Here is a 21,087-nt window from a genome sequence, read left to right on the forward strand (position 1 = left end):
CGGTTATGCGACGGCCTGCACCGCCGGCTGTTCGGCAAAGAAGGTTGCTTGCACAACCTCATCCGAACGGGCATACGCGCGATTCACGCCGCTGATCACCGCACGAAGCGACGCAGTCGTCAGGTTCGCATCGACGCCGACGCCGAACGCGCTGCCGCGCACGCCCGTGCCGGCCAGCTCGGCGATTGCAATCGCCTTCGCATCGGCGCCCTGCGACAGTGCGCGCTCCTCGTAATGCTGAATCCGCAGCGGCGTGCGCAGCGCATGCATCAGCGCATCGAGCGGCCCGTTGCCTTCGCCGTGCAGCACGCGGCGCTCACCGTGCACGTCGACGGTCAGCACGATCGTTTCGCGGCCGTCGCGTTCGGTCAGCTCATGGCTGACATAACGCAGCGGCGTGTCGCCTTCGACGTACTCCTGCTGGAACAGCGCCCAGATCTGCGCGCTCGTCACCTCGTGTCCGCTCTCGTCGGTCAGGCGCTGCACTGCCGCGCTGAAATCAACCTGCATGCGGCGCGGCAGCGCGACGCCGTAGCCCTGTTCGAGCAGATACGCGATACCGCCCTTGCCCGACTGACTGTTCACGCGAATGATCGAATCGTACGTGCGGCCGAGATCGTTCGGGTCGATCGGCAGGTACGGGACTTCCCACATGGCGTCGGCGCGCTGCACGGCAAAGCCCTTCTTGATCGCGTCCTGGTGCGAGCCGGAAAATGCGGTGAACACGAGGTCACCGACATACGGATGGCGCGGGTGGACCGGCAACTGCGTGCATTCCTCGGCCGTGCGCGCGACTTCGTTGATCTGCGAGAAATCGAGGCCCGGATCGACGCCCTGCGTATACAGGTTCAGCGCGAGCGTCACGAGATCGACGTTACCGGTGCGTTCACCGTTGCCGAACAGGCAGCCCTCGATCCGGTCGGCGCCGGCCATCACCGCGAGTTCGGCCGCCGCGACCGCGGTGCCGCGGTCATTGTGCGGATGCACGGACAGAATCAGCGAATCGCGGCGCGCGAGATTCCGGTGCATCCATTCGATCTGGTCCGCATAGTAATTCGGCGTGCCGATTTCCACTGTGGCCGGCAGGTTCACGATCGATTTGCGCTCGGGCGTCGGCTGCCACACGTCGAACACCGCGTCGCAAACTTCCTTCGCGAAATCGAGCTCGGTCGCCGTAAACGTTTCCGGGCTGTACTGAAGCGTGAACTGCGTGTCAGTCGCTGCATCGGCGCAGCGCTTGATCGTGCGCGCCGCGTTCACCGCGAGTTGCTTCACGCCGTCGCGATCGAGGCCGAACACGATCTTGCGGAATTCCGGTGCGGTCGCGTTGTACAGGTGCACGATCGCGCGCTTCGCGCCGCGCAGCGATGCGAAGGTGCGCTCGATGAGGTCATCGCGCGCCTGCGTCAGCACCTCGATCGTCACGTCGTCGGGAATGTGGCCGCCTTCGATCAGTTCGCGCACGAAGTTGAAATCGGTTTCGGACGCCGACGGGAACGCGACCTCGATCTCCTTGAAGCCGATCGCGACCAGCGTCTTGAACATCCGCATCTTGCGCGCGGCGTCCATCGGTTCGAACAGCGCCTGGTTGCCGTCGCGCAAGTCGGTGCTCATCCAGATCGGCGCCTGCGTAATCGTGCGCGACGGCCATGTGCGGTCAGGCAGGTTGACGGGCGTGAACGGTCGGTATTTCGTCGCGGGGTTCTTCAGCATCATGATGTTCGGTCCTCGGTCTGTTTGTCGATGAAGCGCAGCGCGGCGGCCATCGGCATCAGGGGCCGGCTACGCGCGCAGCGGTGAAAACGGCAAGAAAGCGGCACAACGGCGAAGCGGCAAAGCGGTACGGCAAACGACGGCTTGGCGGTTGAGCGACCGGGACGGAGCAGAGTAATGACGGAAGAAAGACGAACTCAGGCGCCGGTCGACAACCGGGGCCAGGTCGGTGATGCGGGGAAAATCTGGCGCTTCAGGAAAGAAGCAGATGGAAAGCGCGCAGCCGCAGACCCAGCCCGGAGAAGCGGGCTAGTAGTCGTAGCGAGAAGACGATTTGGGCGGCGTGCATGAGCGGCATCAAATCACAGGCGCGGAAAGCTGTCAACAGGCCGCACGCCGGACGGACACGAATCGCTCGGCGGCACGGCCGCCAAAATCAGTCCAGTCCGATAGGCGGCGACGGGCCTCGTCGCTATGCTTCACGGGTGCGGCGCCGGTGAAGCCCTATTCATGTTCGGAGTGAGTCGGTCAACAATCTTCGCCGGTTGCCGCACCCCTTTCCTGCGCGACCAGGCTTCGGCGTGGGCGTTCGGTGGTGGCCGGTGGGCGCGGCCACGACAGAGATGTTGATGTTGAAACGAAACGCTGCCATATGCGAACGCCGAGCGTCTGCGCCGAAGCCTGATTGCCCTACCTCCCGCACGGCCTGCACGGCCGCGCATCATTCATAAAAACGATACACACATCGATATAATTTCTCGAATATATTGATTCACGTCCAATTAAAACCATTTCATTAAATCGAACCGACTTCATTTTCGATTTATTGAACAATAATCATTCTCAAGCGAATATTTTTTCATTTATTTTTCGGCATGCTCGACAGGCCGTGTTTCAAACAGCAAACGTTTGCGAGACACGGTCTGAAGCGTTACCCAACACTCCTCAGGAGGAAAGCATGGCCGATAATCAAACGTCATCCAATCGCGCTGGCGAGTTTTCCATTCCGCCGAATACCGATTTCCGTGCGATTTTCTTCGCGAATGCCGCCGAGCAACAACACATCAAATTGTTTATCGGAGACAGCAAGGAACCTGCCGCCTATCACAAGCTGACGACGCGCGACGGCCCGCGTGAAGCCACGCTGAATTCCGGCAACGGCAAGCTGCGCTTCGAAGTGACGGTGAACGGCAAGACGTCGGCCACCGACGCGCGCCTCGCGCCAATCAACGGCAAGAAGTCGGACGGCTCGCCGTTCACGGTCAATTTCGGGATCGTCGTGTCGGAAGACGGTCACGACAGCGACTACAACGACGGCATCGTCGTGCTGCAGTGGCCGATCGGCTGATCGGCTGAGTGCCGATCGACCGATGACCGCCGGGCTGCCGCCTGCAAGGCAGCCCGGCGGTCCCGCATCGAAAACGCGAAGCGACTCAATCGAAACCCGTTTCGCCCTCAGGAGACCGCCATGCCCATTCTTTCGGCTTCAATCAATAACGCTCCCGTCGTCACGTCCGAGACTTACGTCGACATTCCGGGCCTGCATATCGACGTCGCGAAAGAAAACATTCGCGACGGCAAGCTGCTGGTCACGCTCAACGTGCCGACGCCGTACGCCACCGGCAATAATTTCCCCGGCATCTATTTCGCGATCGCGACCGACAAGGGTGTCGTCGCGGACGGCTGCTTCACTTACTCGTCGAAGGTGCCCGAAAGCACCGGGCGCATGCCGTTTACGCTCGTCACGACGATCGACGTCGGCAGCGGCGTCACGTTCGTGAAAGGCCAGTGGAAAAGCGTGCGCGGCAGCGCGATGCATATCGATTCGTACGCGAGCATTTCCGCGATCGGTGAAACCACCGCGCAATCATCGTCGCAGGGCGGCGGGAATCAAGGCAGCGAAACCGGCAGCGGCACTGGAACCGGCACCGGTAGTGGCACCGGCACTGGAACCGGAGGCACCGGCACCGGCACCATCGGCGGCGGCGGCGAACGCGACGGCCTGTTCAATCTCCCGGCGAACATCAAGTTCGGCGTCACCGCACTTACCAACGCCGCGAACGATCAGACGATCGACATCTACGTCGACGACAACCCGAAACCGGCCGCCACGTTCAAGGGCGCGGGCGTGCAGGACCAGAACCTCGGCACCAAGGTGCTCGACTCCGGCAAGGGCCGCGTGCGCGTGATCGTGACGGTGAACGGCAAGCCGTCGCGGCTCGGCTCGCGACAGGTCGACATCTTCAAGAAGTCGTTCTTCGGGATCGTCGGGTCAGAGGACGGCGCGGACGACGACTACAACGACGGCATCGTGCTCCTGAACTGGCCGCTGGGCTGATCGACAGGCGTCGATAACCGAGATGCGCGGCGCGGCACGGATTGCGCGCCGCTGTCGGGATCGCAATGGCAACGGGGCCGACCACACATTGCGAATGAGTCGGAGCAGCGCTGTGCTGCCCCGCGCTTTGCGCCGCGCGCTGCACGGTGAAATCCATTCGCCAGCCGCACGACGGCAGACCTTCCATCAAGACGAGGACGACATGTCACAACCCTTTACCCATGATGACCTGTACGCGCTGCTGCAACTCGCGGGCAACGACGCCACTGCCGTGCAGGCCAACGGCGATCAGGCCGTGCTCGACCGGATGCGTCAGTTCATGACCACGCAGCTCGTCGAGAAACTGCCGCAATACGACGTATTCGTCGATATCGCGACGATCCCGTACAGCTTCGACGTCGGCAGTTGGCAGAACAAGGTGAAAACCGATGCGGCGGGCCAGGTCGTTGCCTGCACGGTGACGTGGGCCGGCGCGCCGGGTGTGTTGCCCGGTGCGGCGGCGAAGTTCGGCCTCGGCGCGGTGGTCAATTACTTCTCGAAAGCGACACCGCAACCCGTGCAGCCGGCGCCCGTGCCGACCGGCGGCGGCGAACGCGACGGCGTCTTCAACCTACCGCCGAACATCGCCTTCGGCGTGACCGCGCTGGTCAATTCGTCCGCCCAGCAGACGATCGAGGTCTTCGTTGACGACAACCCGAAACCGGCCGCGACGTTCACGGGCGCCGGCACGCAGGACGCAAACCTCAACACGCAAGTCGTGAACTCGGGCAAGGGGAAGGTGCGGGTGGTCGTGACCGCGAACGGCAAGCCGTCGAAGATCGGCTCGCGTCAGGTCGACATCTTCAAGAAGACCTACTTCGGGCTGGTCGGCTCGGAGGACGGCGGCGACGGCGACTACAACGACGGCATCGCGATCCTGAACTGGCCGTTGGGTTGAGCGTCGGGTCGACACCGGCGGACACGCACTAGCCATCGCCGGGCCGAATGGTCCGGCGATCCCGTTTCACGGCAGTCAGAAATTAAGCGTCGCCGTAACCCACGTCTGGCCGCTGGCCGGCCGCTGCCCGGCCGGCTCGCCAACCCGGAACGCATGCGATACGTCGATTCGCGCACGCGCCTTGTACTGATAGGAAGCGCCGACGCCATAGCCGCGCGCGTTCCAGGTGTTGTCCGCGCCGGCGAGCGCGCGCGATTTGTTGATCTGGCCTCGACCGACATCCGCAAACACGCGCGCCGAAAGACCGGGCACGGCCGCGATCTGCTGCGTCAGGTCGACCGACGCAATCGCGCCCTGATCGACACTCGGCGCGTCGTATCCATAGGCGCGCACCGCATTCGGACCACCAAGCGACATCTGCTCCGACGGATCGAGGTGCGTGCTCGCGAATTGCGCACTCATCCGCGCCCGGACATTGGTCCCCGGCCACAACACTTGCGTGAAGTCGGCGGAGCCGCCCCACTTCACGAAACGTCCCTGCGTGGAAGGATCGCCCAATCCGACGTCGAGCTGCTTCACATCGCCGGCGTCGACCGTGAACGCATACTGCAATCCGTTCGGCCGCCCTTTCCAGTCGCCGAAATGCGAGCCGTTCAACGAGACGCTCGCCACGTTCGACCGTCGCTGAAACGCGTAAGAGAAAAAAGAATCCTTCAGCAGCTTCCGGTTATAGGCGACGCCGACGCTCAGATCGTCCTTGGGCGTCAATATCAACGGATGCCTGACGTACGCGCCGATGACGTCCGCGTAGCCGTCGCCAAGGTCCTGCAAGGGCCCGCCCAGCGCATACTGGACGCGGGAATACTGGACGCCACCGCGCGTGCCCGCGCCGCCCAGCGGGACGTCGTACGAAGCGAGACCGATCCACGTCTTGCCATGCGCGCCGTCTCGATCCTGAAGCGCGGACGGTGCGTTGTAGGCAAGCACGCGCGCGCGATCGCCAATGCCCAACGGACTATTTGCCGTCACTTGCGCGCCGATCCGGTAGCGTCCGGTACTCGGCGAACCGGCGTTATCGGCGACCGCCGTGGCTTCGATGGCCGGTTCAGGTGCGACGTCGAGCACGACGCGCGTGCCACCTTCCGTGTCGCCTTGCGTCAGCATCGGCGTCACGGATGCGACGCCGGGCAGCGTGCGCGCGATTTGCGCGGCATGCTGCACCTCGCGCAAATCCGGCCGCGTGATCGACAGCAACGCGACCCCGCTCTCTCCCGCGCCCGGCACGGCTCGCTCGAGTGTTGCATTCGACACGCGCGAACGATTATTCAGTTCGATGCTTTCGACATGCCCGCGCACGATCCTGAAGCGCACCACGCCGTTGCTCGCATCCTGTTCCGGCAGGGTCGCGAATACCAGCAGGCCAAGTTGTTGGCGCAGCAGCGCATTGAGCTGGATCCGCACCGCGGTGATCTGTTCGAACGTCAGATCGCGGCCTGCCGCGCGCCCGAACAACCGCGCGATCTCGCTGTCGAGCGGCCCGCCCAGTGTTTCGTTCAACTCGAAGCGTTCGACATGCAGCGTCGCCGTGCTGCTGCCTGCGGCACTCGTGCGCTTGTCGACGACGGTATCGTCCGCGCTGCCTGGCTGGCGCGCGGTATCGACGTCAGGCGACAACAACGACTGGTTCTGCTGCAACAACTGGCCCGCGTTCCCGGGCGGTTGCGGCGTCTGCGCCTCCGCACGGGCTGCAGCAAACAGCAGCAGCGCGGACGCGGAAATGCGTGCCGTCGTCACATCCACGCGACGGCCAAACGTTAACCTCGATTTCATGATGAGTTCCGCTAACAAGCAGCCGCAAGTCAGGCGCGGACGCCGTGTTGCGGCTTCCGGTCATGCGGCCCTTCAAGAGATTCGGGATTCAGGATTCGACGCCGCATGCCTGCGCTGCGGCGGATACGACGGAGGGGACGCGGCGCGATGCCGTGCTTCCGTCGGATGATGATTCGCGGCTCGAGCCGCGACGATGACGCCATGAAGTCAAAACGGGGCAGGCGTACCCACCGCCTGCCCCTAGCTCGAAACGACCAACGCAAACGTCACGTTGCCGCCCGCCCATGCCGCACGGAAGCGATTCCGTGCGGCATGCAGCGCGACTTACTTCGACGTGACGATATTGCTCATCGACAATCGGCCGGACGTGTTCAGCGGCCCGTCCTGCACGAACACCGCGTCGTCGCCCACACCCTGCACGGTTGCGTCACCGTTGATCGTCGCACCGGTCGACGCGATCGCCACCCGTCGGCCGGCCAGTGTCACGCCGTAGTTCGGGCCGACGTTGCGCGTGCCCAGCATGGCACCGTTCGACACATTCAGATCGCCCGTGCTGTCCACACGGATGTTCTGTCCGGTGATCCGGCCGCGGATATTGACGATACCGCCCTGGTCGCCGTTGTCGGCGTTGCGGCCGCTGATCAGCACGTCGCCCTTGCTCGAGCCGCTCGCCGACCGGCTCGCGTTCGACCGGTTGATCGCATCGATTTGACCGCGATTGCGCGCGACTTCCGCATCGGCAGCGCCGGACGCGTAGGCCTGCAGGCGGGCATAGCCGTTGTCGGCCGTGATCCGGCCGTCGTTGGCGACAAGCGCATGGTCGGTCGCGTTCGTCACGTCGATCTGGTTCAGGCTGCCGTCCGCATTCAGCGACATCGTTGCGCCGCCGCCCGCCGCCAGCGCGACGTTGCCGTTGCCGCTCGTGATGCGCCCCGAAGCAAGATTCGTCGACTCGCGGCCGATCAGCGCCGCGCCGGTCCTGGTCGCGATCGTCCCTTCGTTCTGGACGATCCCGCGCTTGGCCGGATCCATGTTGAAGCGCAGCGTGCGCTTCTGCATGAAGTCGTCGTCAGACGTGTCCGCCGCTGCGAGCGTCACGCCGTTCGCATTGATCGTCGCATCCTTGCCGACCACGATGCCGTCCGGATTCAGCACGAAGACGCGGCCGTTCGCGCTCAGCGCGCCATCGATCGACGTGACCTTGCCGGACGCGACGCGATTGAGCACAGCTGAATTCGCATTCGGTTGCCGGAAGTTGATGGCCTCGTCGCGCGCGATATCGAAATCCTTCCAGTTGACGACCAGCCGGTCGGTCGATTGCTGGACATCGGTGGTCTTGCCGTCCTGTGCAATGGTGCCCGCACCGGCCACGATCGAGCCGCCGCGCCCCGGTTGCACCGGCTTGACCGGGTCGACCGGTGCGGTGGTCGCGCCGTGCGCTTGCCCCGGTGCATAGTCGCCCGGCGCATAGTTGAAGGTGTCGTTCTCCGTCACGAAATACCCGAGCGGCGCATGCACCGCACCGTTGAGCGCGACGCTTCCCTCGGTGGACCCGACCCTGAGCCCGCGGGTACTGCGCAGGACTCCGCCTTGAGATTGCTCGACGCCTCGGGAGCCGATAAGCTGAAGGGTCGTTCCGTCGACCAAGCCATCGATACGAAGCACCCCGCTCGTCGCGCCGATGGCCAGATTCGCGGCCGGCAAGTCGCCTGGCGTCGTCACCGCGCCAGCAATATTCACGTTTTTGCCAATCAGCAACCCAATATTGCTCGCATTGACCTGTCCGTCGACGTTCAGGTCGTTGCCGGCATTCAACCTGGCAATTTGCGTCGTGACCGCGCCGGGCGCGGAGATGGTCAGGTCGTTCCCGGATGTCCCATCCACAGCCGACGCCTTCAGCGCACCATTCACGTCGAGATTGCGATCCGCGCTCGCCGTCAAGGCGCCCGGCGTCTGCACGTCGCCGAGTACGATGTCGCCCGCGCGAAGATCGATGGGCCCCGCTGCATACAGCTGCCCCCCGCTCTGAACAATGCGATCGAGCCCCGACGCGCTCATGGCGCCGTTGGTCAGGATCAAATCTCCCTGCTGGAGATAAGCCGCATCGTCACCCGATCCGGTAACACTCAGCGCGCCGTTGGACACCGCACCCTTTTCCGATACAGTGACCCGATTCGCTTTCAGGGCCGTGCTGCCCAAGCGGGGCATTTCCAGCGAGGAAGTGTTCAAGTTCGCGCCGTCGAGTGTCAGGTCGCCGGAACTCTCGATTGCGATGTTACGCGCGGTGATATCGCCAGCGACACGAATACCAGCGCTCGCCGGGGTGTCGCCGCTTGCGCCGAGCGTCACGGTGCCAGCGCCATTCGCGCCGCCCAGACCTTCGAGCGACGCCGCTTCGGTGTAGCCGGTATTGCGCACGACTTCGCCACGCAACGCGTCGGTCGTTTTCCCTTCGAGCCGTACCCAGCCGTTGTCGGCGATCACCTTCCCGTCGTTGGCCGCCAATGCGCCCGACGCACCCTCGGTGACATAGGCCTGGCCCATGCTGCCGTCCGCATTGAGCTGGAGCATCACCTTGCCGCCAGCCGCGAGCGCGACGTTGCCGTTCTGGGCCGTCACGACACCGTCCGGGCCGTTGATGACACGCGCTCCCGCCAGCAGCGCGCCGCTCTGCGTCGCGATCGTACCGTCGTTCTGTACGGTACCTGTCGCGCCATTGCCGTTCTGCAGCGTCAGTAAGCGATTCGAGATGAAATCACTATCCGACACATCGGCCGCGGACAGCACCACACTATTCGCATTGATCGTCGCACCCTTGCCGACCACGATGCCGTTCGGGTTCACGACGAACACACGGCCGTTCGCGTTCAGCGCGCCTTGAATCGACGTCATGTCGCCCGACTGCACACGGTTCAGGATCGCGGCATTGACATCCGGCTGCTTGATGTTGACCGCTTCGTTTTTGCCGATGTCGAAGTTCTTCCAGTTGACGATCATCTTGGACGACGTCTGGTCGATCTGCGTGTTCGCACCGTTTTGACTAATACTGCCGGCGCCAGCCGCGATCGCTCCGCCCTGGGCCGCGTACGCGTGGCCAGCGGCGATCAGCGGCACCAGCACGGCGAGCGGTTTCAGCACGCATTGACGTGCTTTTTTCGCATCTGATTGCAAGGACTGCTTCGAATTCATTTTCCTTATTCCTCACCTGATCGATAACGGACCGGATTCCACGCGCACCGATTTTCTCCGTTGCATCGGATCGAAAAGACCGAGTTGGTACAGAATCCCGGCGCGCGAGATATAGCGACCGATGCAATTGGTTGGATGCTACGCAGGCACTTTTGGCGCGTCCATCAGACCGGGCTGATTTGGCACAGAGGCGCACAGTTCTTGACACTCACGCCGGCAAAAATACCGCGTCGATTGATGTGTGCGATTCGGATCGCGCCGTGACTTAAGGCACGCTAGGACTGGTCCGATATCGATGACGCGAGTGACACGAAGAAATCCTAACGCAAATCGACATCCGGAACCCCTGAGCAGCCGAACGTGGTGTATGAGCCGTCGACCGATAGTCAGGAAGGTCGCCACATCACTATGGCTCCCATGAGGCATTTACGCGCGCCTTCCGCGATCTATTCGGCGTGACACCCGAAGAAGTGCGGGCACGTCGCGCACTCGACGGGTTATCGCTTGTGGCGCCGCTACGCATGAAAGAACTGAAAATCGTCGACCTAGCATCGCCACGCTTCGAAGACGGCGAAAGGTGGTTGATCGCAGGCATGAGCGACCGGTATACCTTCGAAACCAATGACGGGATCCCGGCGCTTTGGCAAACCTTTATCCCGTACATCGGCAACATACCCGGTCAGGTCGGCGGCGTGACTTACGGCGTGTGCTGCAACCCGGGTGCGGACGGCAGTTTCGAATACATCGCCGGCGTCGAGGTGAAGCGTTGCGACCGGTTGCCTGCCCCGTTCCGCTGCATCGAACTTGAACCGCAGCGGTATGCAGTCTTCGAACACAGCGGACACCTCTCGACGATTCACCAGACTTTCCACAGCATCTGGAACGGATGGCTGCCGACGTCGGGATTCAAGGCGGCGGAAGCGCCCGAGTTCGAACGCTACAGCGAGGACTACGATCCGGTCGCTGGTACAGGCGTGCTTGAAATCTGGTTGCCTGTAGAAAGATCTGCGTGAGTAGCCGGTGCCGATCGGCCGCGACGACGCGCGCCACGGCCGATCGATCGACGCATCATCAGCACTTCGCAATCACCACGCCCACCGCACGCCCGCATTCCCGGTAACCGTGCGCTGGTGCTCGCCGCCGAGGTTCGTCAGGTAGCTGAGCGTCGCATACACGCTGCCGCGCTTCGTCAGTTGCGCAACCAGCCCCGCGCCGATCTGCCCGGCCGTCTGCCCGACCTGCGTGCCGATCGTCGTCGCGCCGCCGAACGTCGTCTTGTCGTCGGCGCCGAACGAGCGCAACACGTTCACGCGCAAGTACGGCTTCCAGCTCACGCCGTTCGCATCGAACGCCCATTGCAGCCGCGCGCCGAGCCGGCCGAGGAACGTGTTGCCGTTGTTCCATGCGATGCTCGACACGCCGTCGTTGAAGCGATCGAGCGACAGCCATTGCCACACGAGCTGTGCCTGCGGTTCGAGCGTCAGCCCGTAGCCGAGCGCGACCGGGAAGCCCGCCTCCACCGAACCCGTGAATGCGTTGCCGTTCGTCGAGCCGTTCACGTTGTCGTTCGAATGCGTGCGCACGGTCAGCGCGCTGCCCATCAGCACCGCGTCCGTGTACCAGCCGCCAGGGCCGATATGCGTCCAGTAGCCGCCGAGGTTGTAAGCATTGACCTGCAGCGTGCCGACGCCCATGTCCTGCTGCGCGAGCGCGAAGCCGTTCACGTCGCCCACCGCGCGCGCGAAGCCGAGGAAGAAGCCGTAGTGATTGCGGTGTCCGCCGGCGGTCGTATCGGCGTAAAGGTCCTGCCCGACCTGCATCCCCCATACCGTGCCGTCGAACGACGGCGTCACGTCGCCCTTCTGCTTGATGTTGCTGTTGCCGCCCCATACGCGCGCCCACGACGCGGGTACCGAACCGTTTTCGGCGAGCAGCCCTTGCTCGCCCTGGCGGTCATGGAACGTATCGATCTGCAGCAGGCCGAGCTGGCGCGCGACGGCCGGCGCTTCCGCGTACAGCGGCACTTCCGGGCGGTAGACGGGTTCGGCCGCGCCGCCCGTCCCGGCATTGTCGACGGCTTCGACGATCGACTCCGGCGTGCCTTCGGCCGGCGTGATCGGCGACTGGGGCGGCGGCGTCGGTTGTCCCGGCTGGACGACCGGCGGCACCGGCTTCGGCGGCACCGTGTTGCGCAGATACCAGCTTTCGCCGGTGCCGTTCGCCGCGCCGCCCTTCGCGAGAAAGTACGAATACGCGCCGGCGCTCACCGTGCCGCCCGACAGCGTGAACGCGCCCGCGCTCGACGTCCCGCCGTTGGTCGCCTGCACGACCTGGATGCCATCGGCCACCGTTTGCGCGCCGGCACCGCCGACGTTCGTCACCTTCAGCGTGCTCGCGCCGCTCGCCGCGCCGCCGCTGACGATCAGCTTGTCGGAAGGCGCGCCGTCGCCGGCGAGCGTCGTGTTCAATGCGATCGTCGCGTTCTGGCCAACGTAGTTGCCGACCACCGTCAGCGTGTTGCCCACGCCGCTGCCGCCGATCTGCACGAGCCCCGCGTTCGTCAGGTTGCCGTTGATCTGGAAGTTGCCGGTCGCACCGCCGGCGAGGCTCGCGAGCGCATTCGCGACCGAGATCGTGCCGTTGTTCGTCACGTTGCCCGTCACGCTGCCGTAGCCGCCGAGCGTCGCGCCCGATGCAATTGAAACGGGGCCGCCGCCACTCAACGCGGCCGACGCGCTCGTGCCGTCACCGACGATCACGGTGCCCGCATTCACGTTCGTGCCGCCCGCGTAGCTGTTCGCGCCATTCAGCGTCAGCGTGCCGCTGCCGAGCTTCGTCAGCGAACCCGCACCCGCGATCGCTTGCGTCAACGTCGAGTTGAAACCCTGCGTATCGATCGTGCCGTTGTTCGACGTGATCGACACCGCGCGGCCCGATGCGGCGTTGAATGCGCTGCCGAGCTGAAGCGTGCCTCCATTGAACGTCAGGTTTCCTGACGAAGCACCGAGCGCATTGTCGGCCGCGATAGACAGCGTGCCCTGCGTGATCGTCGTGCCGCCCGAATACGTATTGCCGCCGGCGGCAGCAGGCGCGACCGTCAGCATGCCCGCACCGGTTTTCTCCACGGCGCCCGCGCCGCCGATCGTGCCCGTGTATGTGCCGGAGCTGTCCTGCTGGAAGCGCACGAGCCCGTTGTCGGTCACGGAAAGCGGCAGGTTCGACGCATTCGCCTGCAGCGTCGCGCCCGCGTTCACGGTCGCGACGACCGAAGCCGTGGTCGTGCCGAGCGTGCCCGTGAGGTTCATCGTGCCGCTCTGCACCAGCGCGGTCGAGAACGTGCCGGTGCCGGCCCAGGTCCAGTCGGTGCCGGCCATCGTCAGGCTCTGGAAGTTCGTGAACGCATTCGATGCGGTGCCGGTGCCTTGCAGCATCACGGTGTTGGTGCCCGCGCCACCGTTGGCCGTGCCGACGATCTGCGAGCCAGTCTGCAGGATCAGCGTCACGTTGCCGCTGCCGCCCTGGATCGCGGTGCCACCGCCGCCCTGGATCAGCCCCGCGTTGGTGATCGTCGTCGCGCCGTTGGTCGAGCGCACGCCGATCCCGTTGTTGCTGATGATCCTGCCGCCGGCCTGGTTCGTGATCGTCGCGGTAAACGAACTGCCGAGCGTGTTCGACACGACCGCATCGACGCTGCCGCCGCTCGTCGCCGTGCCGGTCGTCTGGATCGTGCCGCTGTTGACCAGTGTGTCGTTGTTGCCCTGCATGTACACGGCTGGCGCATCGCGGCCGTTCGACGTCAGCGTGCCGCTGTTGGTGATCGTGCCGTTGCCGCCGAGCAACGACGCCGCGCGCGCGTTGTTGCCGGACGTCGTCACGGTGCCGGTGTTGACGATCCGGTTGCCCGACGCGCCGGGATTGCTCTGCCCCCACGCGGCCGTCATCCCGTATGAATTGTTGCCGGTGGTCGTGATCGTGCCGTTGTTGACGAGCGTATTGTTGTTGCCGTTCGCGGCCATCCCGTCGTTATAGATTCCGGTCGTCGAAATCACGCCGGTGGCGGCATTGGTGAGCGTGTTGCCGTTGTTCACGCCGAGCAGCACCGCGCCGCGGTTCGCGACGCCCGTGCCGTTGCCGGACATCGACAGGTTGCCGTTGTTGGTGATCGCGCTCGACGTGTCGACGGAGAACGGCGTCGGCGTGGACGTCAGCACATAGCTGCCCGTCGCGGTCGAATCGAGGTCGATCGTCACGTTGGTGCTGCCGGCTGCGGCCACGACCGATGGCGCATTGGCGCCGGAACACGTGACCGTCGTACCGCTGCCCGGCGCGGTGGCCGAGCATGCCGCATGGGCACCGACCGGCATCGCGCCGCTCAGAATCGCCATTCCACCCAAACCCAGGTTCCGCGCCTTTCTTTTCATTTTCTGCCCGCCTTTATTGGTGACGTTATTGCAGCAAACCGGTGCGTGAAACGGGTTATATCACCTGCCGTGAAACAATCGCAAGATCCAACCGCGTGATATCGGAAATCAGCACTGGATTAATTTCGCATTCGGAAATAACGGGAATAGCCGCACTGTTGCGTTGCGGAAAACCCTGCGGGATAGGGATGGCGGGAAAAGGGAAGGAAAACCGGTTGAATTTTCCGATTTTCACGAGAATCTCGAAAGCGAAGAAGAATGCGAATCGAACAAGCCAGAAAAAATGACGTTATTCGACGATCGATTAACCGTGCAATGGCTTCACGCCATTCGGCCATGTTGCTCCGCACGATGAGCAGCAATTCGCAAGCCGATCGCGCAGGCAACGATGCCGGCCGCCGTGGCCGGCATCCAGTCACTGTCAGCCGGCATCCGATGCGACAGGCTTCGACATCGCGACCGGCAGCGACCACGCTGCCGAGGCCAGACGCGTACGCGCATCGATGGCCACGCGGTTGAACGCGACACGCCGTTCGCCCTTCAGCGTCGCCGCTTCGGCCGCCTGCACCAGTGCGATCGGGTCGACGAGACGGGCATGCCGGCGTACCTCGAAGTGCAGATGCGGGCCGGTCGCCGTCCCCGTACTGCCGACGGCGCCGACGCGCTGGCCGCGAACGACGCGCGCGCCGGTTCGCAGCGTCGGCTCGAATGCCGACAGATGCGCGTAGTACGACGCATAGCCGCCGTCGTGACGAATCACCACATATTTGCCGTAGCCGCGCGGCTCGGTGCCGATGAACGACACGACGCCGCGCTCCGATGCGTGAACGGAGCGCCCGGCCGGCGCGGCGAGATCGACGCCGGTATGCACGTGACGCGCGCCGCTTACCGGATGCACGCGTGCGCCGAAATGCGAGCTGATCCGCGTCGCGTCGACCGGCATCGCGAACCGGGAACCGGCGAGCGGCATGCCGTCGAGGTCGTAGTAGGCACCCGGCGTGCCTGCATCGGGCGCGAACCACACACCCGCGACATGTTGGCCGCGAAAGCGGATTTCGAGCGCCGTCACGCGCACGCCGCTCGGCAGCGTCGCGGTGGGGTCGGGTTCGTATGCCACGCGGAAGGTATCGCCGATGGCGCCGTGCTGCGTCGGATCGATGCGCCCAGCCAGCATGCGGGTGATCTGCGCGGCGACGCCGGCCGGCAATTCGGCCCGCGCCAGCGACGTTCGCAGGCTGCCGGCAATCGCGCCGGCGCGCGTGCCACGATCCGGCTGCGCGAACACGAACGGCTCGGCGGATGCCAGATCGACGGCGCCCCGTTCGAACGCCGGCCGCGCGCCCATCACGGGCAACGGCGATGCGATGCCGTAGGCGAACCGCGTTGCGTAGCCACGTTCGATCGCGCCGCGCGCCGCGTCGCACAGCACGCTGTAAGCCGCGCACGCGCCGAAGCGCGCGGCAGCGCCGTCATGATCGACGCCCGTCGGTACGTACGACGCAGACGCTGCGTGCAAGCCGCCCCATGTGGTTCTGGCGGAACTGAAAAAAGGCACGTCGACAAGGTCGGTCGTTTCCGCCGTCACCGGCGCGAACGGCGCGGCGTCATCAAACGCCTGCGCTGTCGCACCCGGTGCGCCGGCCACACAGGCCGCCGCGACGGCGCCGCGCAGCAGCGCGCGGCGAATCGGAAAACGGCGAACGCCACGTTGCGCGGGTTGACCTTGTTCGCGTGCGAGACGGAAACGCAGGTCTAACCGCATGACGTCGTCACTCGCTGTCTATCAATGAAAAATCGGGAAAGAGCCAGGTATCGCGGAAAGACTATCGTCGCGATCCGGCAACGTGAAGACGAGTGTATCGGCATGCTTGAAACGGCTAAATAGGACCAATCCTATTTGATGGAAAAGCCCATTCGTACGAGAACGAAATCGCGATTTCGCCGTCCGACAGCACGTCGCCCCGCCCCCAAACGCTCGCGCGAAACATCGTGCGCCGTGTACAGTCGAGGGCTGCCCGCGCTCGCGCGCAGCCGGCCCGAATGCGTCGGCCGCGCGACGCATCGCGCACTGTGTCTTCAAACCGGAATCCCGTCATGTTTCTCGATCATCTTCATCCGGAACGCTGGACGTTCCTGTGGAACGCGTTGTCCACCCTTTCCATCAAGCTGTGCGCCGGCCTGGCGTTGCTCGTCGCCGGCTGGTGGCTGTCGAAACGCGTCGGCAACTGGCTGAACCGGCTGCTCTCGAACAAGGAGCGCGTCGACGACACGCTGCGGCCGATCCTCTGCGACGTCGCCGTGTGGGGTATCCGCATCGTCGCGATCGTCGGCGCGCTGTCGCAGCTCGGCATCGAAACCGCGAGCATCGTCGCGGTGCTCGGTGCGGCTGGCCTGGCGATCGGGCTCGCGCTGCAGGGCACGATGCAGAACATCGCGGCCGGCATCATGCTTCTGCTGCTGCGGCCGTTCAAGGTCGGCGACTACATCGACGGCGGCACGGGCGTCGCGGGCACCGTCGACGAAGTCGGGCTCTTCATGACGCGCCTCACGAAGCCGGACGGCATCTGCGAGTACGTGCCGAACAGCGCGCTGTGGGGCAGCTCGATCCGCAACTACACGCGCAACCCGACACGCCGCCTCGATCTCGAGGTCGAGGTGTCCGTGCATGACGACATCGATCGCGCGCTCGCTGCGCTGCACGCGCTGGCCGTGGCCGATCCCGACGTGCTGCAGGATCCGGAGCCGGACGTGATGGTGATGCGCTTCGACGACAGCACGGCCGTCGCGAATCTGCGCGTGTGGACGCATACCGACAAGTTCTGGGCGATGCGCTGGCGCCTCGCGCGCCAGGTGCGCAAGGCGCTCGCCGATGCGGATTGCGCGCTGCCGATTCGCACGCGGGAGCTGCACATCGTGCACGATGCGGAGCGCCGCGCGGACAGCATGCGCGCCCGACAGATGTAACCGACGCGGCGGCGAGCGCGCCCGGATCGCGCTGCCGCCATCACGACCACGGCGCCGATTACCGCGTCGCGGCATGCAATCGCTCCCCTTCGATTCGATTTTCCGCCCGGCCCGCGTTCGAATCAGACCCGTCTGATTCACTGCGCGGCATCCCCTCGCGACAATGGCCTTGCTGGACGAAACGGTCATCTCGTCCGGCACGTAGTAGCGAATCTCTCCGTTCCTTGCCGCCCTTCGCGGGCGGCATCTTTTTGCCTGTCGATTCGATGCGCGGGCATGCAATCAGGAAACCTCAATGAAAGAACGCGCCACCGTCCTTTGCCGACGCGGCGACCGGATCCTTCTGGTCGCCCGGTTGAATGCCCGCTGGGTGCTGCCCGGCGGCAAGCCGCAGCGCGGCGAATCGCTGCGCGACGCCGCGCGCCGCGAGCTGCTGGAAGAAACCGGGCTCGCCTGCGGCCACGCCCGCTATCTGTTCCGGATCGCAGGCACGCACAAGCTGCATCACGTGTTCCTCGCCGAGATCGATGCGGATGCAACCGCACGCCCGGCGAACGAGATCGCGCATTGCGCGTGGATCGACCGTGAATCGCTCGGGTCGCTGCATTGCAGCCAGCCGACGCCGTTCATCGTCGAACTCGCGTTTGACTGGCTGCGGCAGCCCCGCCTTGTGCCAGGCGTGATCGGCCACGACATGTTCGCCGATATCGCGGCCTGAGATCTTCGCCTGCGCCTGGCGCGCGATCCCGGGCCGCCCACGCGTTACATCCCGACGATATCGAGCAGTGCCTTCTTGCCGCTCTTGTACGTGAACACCGAGATCGCACCGTGCTTCAGGTCGCCCCGCGGCGTGAAGCTGGTTTCGCCGATCACGCCGCGATAGTCGGTGGTCGGCATCGCGGCCAGCACCTTCGCCGGATCCGTCGAATTCGCGCGCTTCATCGCGTCGGTGATGATGTACACCGCATCGTACGAGAACGGCGCATACACCTGCATCGGCTGGTGGTAACGCGCTTCGTAGCGCTTCGCGAACGCCGCGCCGCCCGGCATTTTCTCGAGCGCGATGCCGGCCTCGGAACACACGACGTTGTCCGATGCCGGCCCGGCAAGCTTCGGCAGGTCGGTCGAGCACACGCCGTCGCCGGCGAGGATCTTCGCGCGCATACCGAGCTGGCGCGCCTGCTTCGCGAGCGGGCCGCCCGTCGCGTCCATCCCGCCGTACATGATCGCGTCGGGGTTCGCGCCCTTGATCTTCGTGAGGATCGCGCGAAAGTCGATCGCCTTGTCGTTCGTCGCGTCGCGCGACACGACCTTCATCCCGCCCGCCTTCGCCGCCTTCTCGAATTCGGTCGCGAGGCCCTGCCCGTACGCGGTCGAATCGTCGACCACGGCGACCGTCGTGATCCCCATATTCCTTGCCGCGTACATCGCGAGTGCCGGCCCCTGCTGCGCATCGGTCGCGACGACGCGATAGGTCGTCTTGAAGCCCTGCTGCGTGTACGTCGGGTTGGTCGCGGCCTGCGAAATCTGCACGACGCCGCCGTCGCGATAGACGCGCGACGCCGGAATCGACGTACCGGAGTTGTGATGGCCGACGACGCCGACGACCTTGTCGTCGACGAGCCGCTGCGCGACCTGCGTCGCGGTGCGCGGGTCGCCCGCATCGTCCTGCGCGTCGAGTTGCAGCGTGACCTTCTTGCCGCCGATCACGAGCCCCTTCGCGTTGATTTCCTCGACGGCCAGCCGCGCACCGTTCTCGCTGTCCTTGCCGAGATGCGCGATCGCGCCGGTCAGCGGCGCGACGTACCCAATGCGCACGGCGTTGTCCGCATGCGCGGACCATGCAGGCAGCGCGCACGTCAGCGCAACCGCGGTGGCGAATACCGTCTTGTGATGCCGATTCATGCCTGTCTCCTTCCTGGTCGCGCTTCGTTCGTGTTCGGATCCGTCGTTCGCCGAAGGTCATGCCGCGCGCTTACGCACGCCCTTCGAATCCCAGCAATACGTTCACCGCGTTGATGCCGATCTCGTCGACCATGTAGCCGCCCTCCATCACGAACAGCGTCGGCAGGTTCAGGCGTGCGAGCGTCTCGCCGATCCGCAGGTAGTCGGGTGAGCGCAGCTTGAAATGACTGATCGGGTCGTGCTCGAACGTGTCGACGCCGAGCGACACGACGAGCAGGTCGGGTGCATGCTTCGCGATCGCCGCCGCGGCCTGATCGAGCGCCGCCGAGTAGGTGTCCCACTGCGTGCCCTTCGGCAGCGGCAGGTTCAGGTTGAAGCCTGCGCCGGCGCCCGCGCCGCGCTCGTCCGCGTAGCCGGAGAAGTACGGATACGACACCGACGGTTCGCCATGCAGCGACGCGAACAGCACGTCCGCGCGCTCGTAGAAGATGTCCTGCGTGCCGTTGCCGTGGTGGAAATCGACGTCGAGCACCGCGACGCGCGACGCGCCGCTCGCGATACCGTGCTGCGCCGCGATCGCCGCGTTGTTGAGGTAGCAGTAGCCGCCCATGTATTCGCGGCCCGCGTGGTGGCCGGGCGGGCGGCAGAGCGCGAACGCGGCGCACGCGCCGCCGCGCGACAACAGGTCGGCGCCGGTCAGCGCCGAATTCGCGCTCGCGCTCACCGCATCCCACGTGCCGGCGTTGATCGGCGCGCCGGCGTCCATCGCGAAGAAGCCGAGCTTGCCGTCGATGAAGCCCGGCAGCGTCGCCGACGCCGGCATCGCGGGCACCGGCCACACGAGCGGCAGCGCCTGGCAGGTGCGGCCGGTCGCGAGCCATTCGTCCCATGCGCCGGCGAGGAAATCGAGGTAGCGCGCGCTGTGTGCGCCAACGTAGCTGGCGCGGTCGAACGCGCGCGGCGCGATCACGTCGCCGAGGCCGGCCGCGCGGACCTGCGCGAGCACCGTTTCGGCGCGAAGAGGGTTTTCGAACGACTCGGTGATCGCGCCGTCCTTCAGTTCGACGCCGCGATGCAGGTGGTGATCGCTGCTGTAGACCGTGAGCATGGTTGACCGTTGCAGGGATGACTGAGAGGGGGTAGCAACAGTCTATTGAGGGCGCCCGGCAATAACTTTGCTTTTCACTTCCGCGTTTCGTACAATTTTGAGAAAACCGCCTACGGAATGCCGAATATGAGCAAAAATCGCGCTTCAGTTGAACTGGACGGCGTCGACCGCGCGATGCTCCGCCTGTTGCAGGAAGACGGTGCACTGTCGAACGCCACGCTCGGCGAAAAGCTGTCGCTGAGCGTCACGCCGTGCTGGCGCCGCCGCAAGCGGCTCGAGGACGAACGCGTGATCACCGGCTACCAGGCGAACCTCGACCGGCGCGCGCTCGGGATGAACGTGTTCGCGTTCGTGCAGGTGACGTTCAACATGCATTCGGACCAGGATTCGGATCACTTCGAGGACGTGATGCGGCGTCACGACGAAGTGACGTCGTGCCACAAGATCACCGGCGCGGCCGATTACATCCTGCAGGTCGTCGCGGCCGATCTCGACGCGTATGCGGAATTCGTCGAGCGCGTGCTGAGGAAGCAGGCCGGCGTGTCGTCGATCCAGTCGAGCCTCGCGTTGCGCGAGGTGAAGTTCTCGTCGCGCGTGCCGGTGCCCAACGCGTGACCGTTCATGCTTTCAAGCGCCCGCACACGGGCATCCGCTGTCGATCGTCATCCCATGGAGCGCTACC

15 protein-coding genes are annotated in these 21,087 nt (G+C 64.9%); 7 read left to right on the forward strand and 8 right to left on the reverse strand.

What is annotated here, in order from left to right; genetic code table 11:
• Nucleotides 1-3: 3 nt before the first annotated feature.
• A complete protein-coding gene (gene leuA, locus HWX09_RS13125; RefSeq protein WP_196236950.1) occupies nucleotides 4-1,713 on the reverse strand; it encodes a 2-isopropylmalate synthase in 1,710 nt (569 codons plus the stop codon).
• 958 nt (nucleotides 1,714-2,671) lie between these two features.
• Here leuA and HWX09_RS13130 point away from each other — a divergent pair.
• The 3 genes from HWX09_RS13130 (at nucleotide 2,672) to HWX09_RS13140 (ending at nucleotide 4,988) form a co-directional block, all read left to right on the forward strand.
• The gene (locus tag HWX09_RS13130) at nucleotides 2,672-3,061 is read left to right on the forward strand and encodes a fucose-binding lectin II (RefSeq protein WP_027781956.1); all 390 of its coding nucleotides are present in this window, start codon (nucleotides 2,672-2,674) and stop codon (nucleotides 3,059-3,061) included.
• A gap of 120 nt (nucleotides 3,062-3,181) precedes the next feature.
• The gene (locus HWX09_RS13135; RefSeq protein WP_027781955.1) at nucleotides 3,182-4,051 is read left to right on the forward strand and encodes a fucose-binding lectin II; all 870 of its coding nucleotides are present in this window, start codon (nucleotides 3,182-3,184) and stop codon (nucleotides 4,049-4,051) included.
• A gap of 202 nt (nucleotides 4,052-4,253) precedes the next feature.
• On the forward strand, nucleotides 4,254-4,988 hold the full coding sequence (locus tag HWX09_RS13140; RefSeq protein WP_027781954.1) for a fucose-binding lectin II: 735 nt from the start codon (nucleotides 4,254-4,256) through the stop codon (nucleotides 4,986-4,988).
• A 75-nt stretch (nucleotides 4,989-5,063) separates the two neighbouring features.
• Here the strand turns inward: HWX09_RS13140 and HWX09_RS13145 are convergent, their stop codons facing one another.
• Both HWX09_RS13145 and HWX09_RS13150 read right to left on the reverse strand, forming a co-directional pair.
• The gene (locus tag HWX09_RS13145; RefSeq protein ID WP_155257280.1) at nucleotides 5,064-6,836 is read right to left on the reverse strand and encodes a ShlB/FhaC/HecB family hemolysin secretion/activation protein; all 1,773 of its coding nucleotides are present in this window, start codon (nucleotides 6,834-6,836) and stop codon (nucleotides 5,064-5,066) included.
• 306 nt (nucleotides 6,837-7,142) lie between these two features.
• Nucleotides 7,143-10,007: a filamentous hemagglutinin N-terminal domain-containing protein gene (locus HWX09_RS13150; RefSeq protein ID WP_027781952.1), complete on the reverse strand. Its 2,865-nt coding sequence runs from the start codon at nucleotides 10,005-10,007 to the stop codon at nucleotides 7,143-7,145.
• A 521-nt stretch (nucleotides 10,008-10,528) separates the two neighbouring features.
• Here HWX09_RS13150 and HWX09_RS13155 point away from each other — a divergent pair.
• On the forward strand, nucleotides 10,529-11,020 hold the full coding sequence (locus tag HWX09_RS13155; RefSeq protein WP_027781951.1) for a GyrI-like domain-containing protein: 492 nt from the start codon (nucleotides 10,529-10,531) through the stop codon (nucleotides 11,018-11,020).
• A gap of 72 nt (nucleotides 11,021-11,092) precedes the next feature.
• Here the strand turns inward: HWX09_RS13155 and HWX09_RS13160 are convergent, their stop codons facing one another.
• From HWX09_RS13160 to HWX09_RS13170, 3 genes are all read right to left on the reverse strand, one after another.
• Nucleotides 11,093-14,392, reverse strand: coding sequence for an autotransporter outer membrane beta-barrel domain-containing protein (locus HWX09_RS13160; RefSeq protein WP_027781950.1), 3,300 nt, complete (start codon nucleotides 14,390-14,392; stop codon nucleotides 11,093-11,095).
• Nucleotides 14,393-14,483: 91 nt separating this feature from the next.
• Nucleotides 14,484-14,663, reverse strand: coding sequence for a hypothetical protein (locus HWX09_RS13165; protein WP_155257279.1), 180 nt, complete (start codon nucleotides 14,661-14,663; stop codon nucleotides 14,484-14,486).
• 186 nt (nucleotides 14,664-14,849) lie between these two features.
• On the reverse strand, nucleotides 14,850-16,190 hold the full coding sequence (locus tag HWX09_RS13170; protein ID WP_027781949.1) for a M23 family metallopeptidase: 1,341 nt from the start codon (nucleotides 16,188-16,190) through the stop codon (nucleotides 14,850-14,852).
• A gap of 332 nt (nucleotides 16,191-16,522) precedes the next feature.
• Between HWX09_RS13170 and HWX09_RS13175 the strand changes: the two genes are divergently transcribed.
• Complete coding sequence (locus HWX09_RS13175) at nucleotides 16,523-17,392, forward strand: mechanosensitive ion channel family protein (protein WP_027781948.1); 870 nt, start codon at nucleotides 16,523-16,525, stop codon at nucleotides 17,390-17,392.
• A gap of 295 nt (nucleotides 17,393-17,687) precedes the next feature.
• The gene (locus tag HWX09_RS13180) at nucleotides 17,688-18,110 is read left to right on the forward strand and encodes an NUDIX hydrolase (RefSeq protein WP_027781947.1); all 423 of its coding nucleotides are present in this window, start codon (nucleotides 17,688-17,690) and stop codon (nucleotides 18,108-18,110) included.
• 44 nt (nucleotides 18,111-18,154) lie between these two features.
• Here the strand turns inward: HWX09_RS13180 and HWX09_RS13185 are convergent, their stop codons facing one another.
• Nucleotides 18,155-19,297 carry a branched-chain amino acid ABC transporter substrate-binding protein gene (locus HWX09_RS13185; RefSeq protein ID WP_027781946.1) on the reverse strand — a complete coding sequence of 381 codons (1,143 nt, stop codon included), beginning with the start codon at nucleotides 19,295-19,297 and terminating at the stop codon, nucleotides 18,155-18,157.
• A 70-nt stretch (nucleotides 19,298-19,367) separates the two neighbouring features.
• Nucleotides 19,368-20,405 carry a histone deacetylase family protein gene (locus tag HWX09_RS13190; RefSeq protein ID WP_027781945.1) on the reverse strand — a complete coding sequence of 346 codons (1,038 nt, stop codon included), beginning with the start codon at nucleotides 20,403-20,405 and terminating at the stop codon, nucleotides 19,368-19,370.
• A gap of 126 nt (nucleotides 20,406-20,531) precedes the next feature.
• Between HWX09_RS13190 and HWX09_RS13195 the strand changes: the two genes are divergently transcribed.
• Nucleotides 20,532-21,020, forward strand: a complete 489-nt coding sequence (locus tag HWX09_RS13195; protein WP_027781944.1) for an Lrp/AsnC family transcriptional regulator — start codon at nucleotides 20,532-20,534, stop codon at nucleotides 21,018-21,020.
• The last annotated feature ends 67 nt before the right edge of the window (nucleotides 21,021-21,087 follow it).

The organism is Burkholderia sp. BCC1208 (genome assembly GCF_902833095.1).
Classification (GTDB): Bacteria; Pseudomonadota; Gammaproteobacteria; order Burkholderiales; family Burkholderiaceae; genus Burkholderia.

Excerpts from the sequence above, each read along its gene's own strand:
- leuA (WP_196236950.1), bottom strand. The coding sequence starts at position 1,713 with ATGCTGAAGAACCCCGCGACGAAATACCGACCGTTCACGCCCGTCAAC.
- HWX09_RS13130 (WP_027781956.1), top strand. The coding sequence starts at position 2,672 with ATGGCCGATAATCAAACGTCATCCAATCGCGCTGGCGAGTTTTCCATT.
- HWX09_RS13135 (WP_027781955.1), top strand. The coding sequence starts at position 3,182 with ATGCCCATTCTTTCGGCTTCAATCAATAACGCTCCCGTCGTCACGTCC.
- HWX09_RS13140 (WP_027781954.1), top strand. The coding sequence starts at position 4,254 with ATGTCACAACCCTTTACCCATGATGACCTGTACGCGCTGCTGCAACTC.
- HWX09_RS13150 (WP_027781952.1), bottom strand. The coding sequence starts at position 10,007 with ATGAATTCGAAGCAGTCCTTGCAATCAGATGCGAAAAAAGCACGTCAA.
- HWX09_RS13155 (WP_027781951.1), top strand. The coding sequence starts at position 10,529 with ATGAAAGAACTGAAAATCGTCGACCTAGCATCGCCACGCTTCGAAGAC.
- HWX09_RS13160 (WP_027781950.1), bottom strand. The coding sequence starts at position 14,392 with ATGGCGATTCTGAGCGGCGCGATGCCGGTCGGTGCCCATGCGGCATGC.
- HWX09_RS13170 (WP_027781949.1), bottom strand. The coding sequence starts at position 16,190 with ATGCGGTTAGACCTGCGTTTCCGTCTCGCACGCGAACAAGGTCAACCC.
- HWX09_RS13175 (WP_027781948.1), top strand. The coding sequence starts at position 16,523 with ATGTTTCTCGATCATCTTCATCCGGAACGCTGGACGTTCCTGTGGAAC.
- HWX09_RS13180 (WP_027781947.1), top strand. The coding sequence starts at position 17,688 with ATGAAAGAACGCGCCACCGTCCTTTGCCGACGCGGCGACCGGATCCTT.
- HWX09_RS13185 (WP_027781946.1), bottom strand. The coding sequence starts at position 19,297 with ATGAATCGGCATCACAAGACGGTATTCGCCACCGCGGTTGCGCTGACG.
- HWX09_RS13190 (WP_027781945.1), bottom strand. The coding sequence starts at position 20,405 with ATGCTCACGGTCTACAGCAGCGATCACCACCTGCATCGCGGCGTCGAA.
- HWX09_RS13195 (WP_027781944.1), top strand. The coding sequence starts at position 20,532 with ATGAGCAAAAATCGCGCTTCAGTTGAACTGGACGGCGTCGACCGCGCG.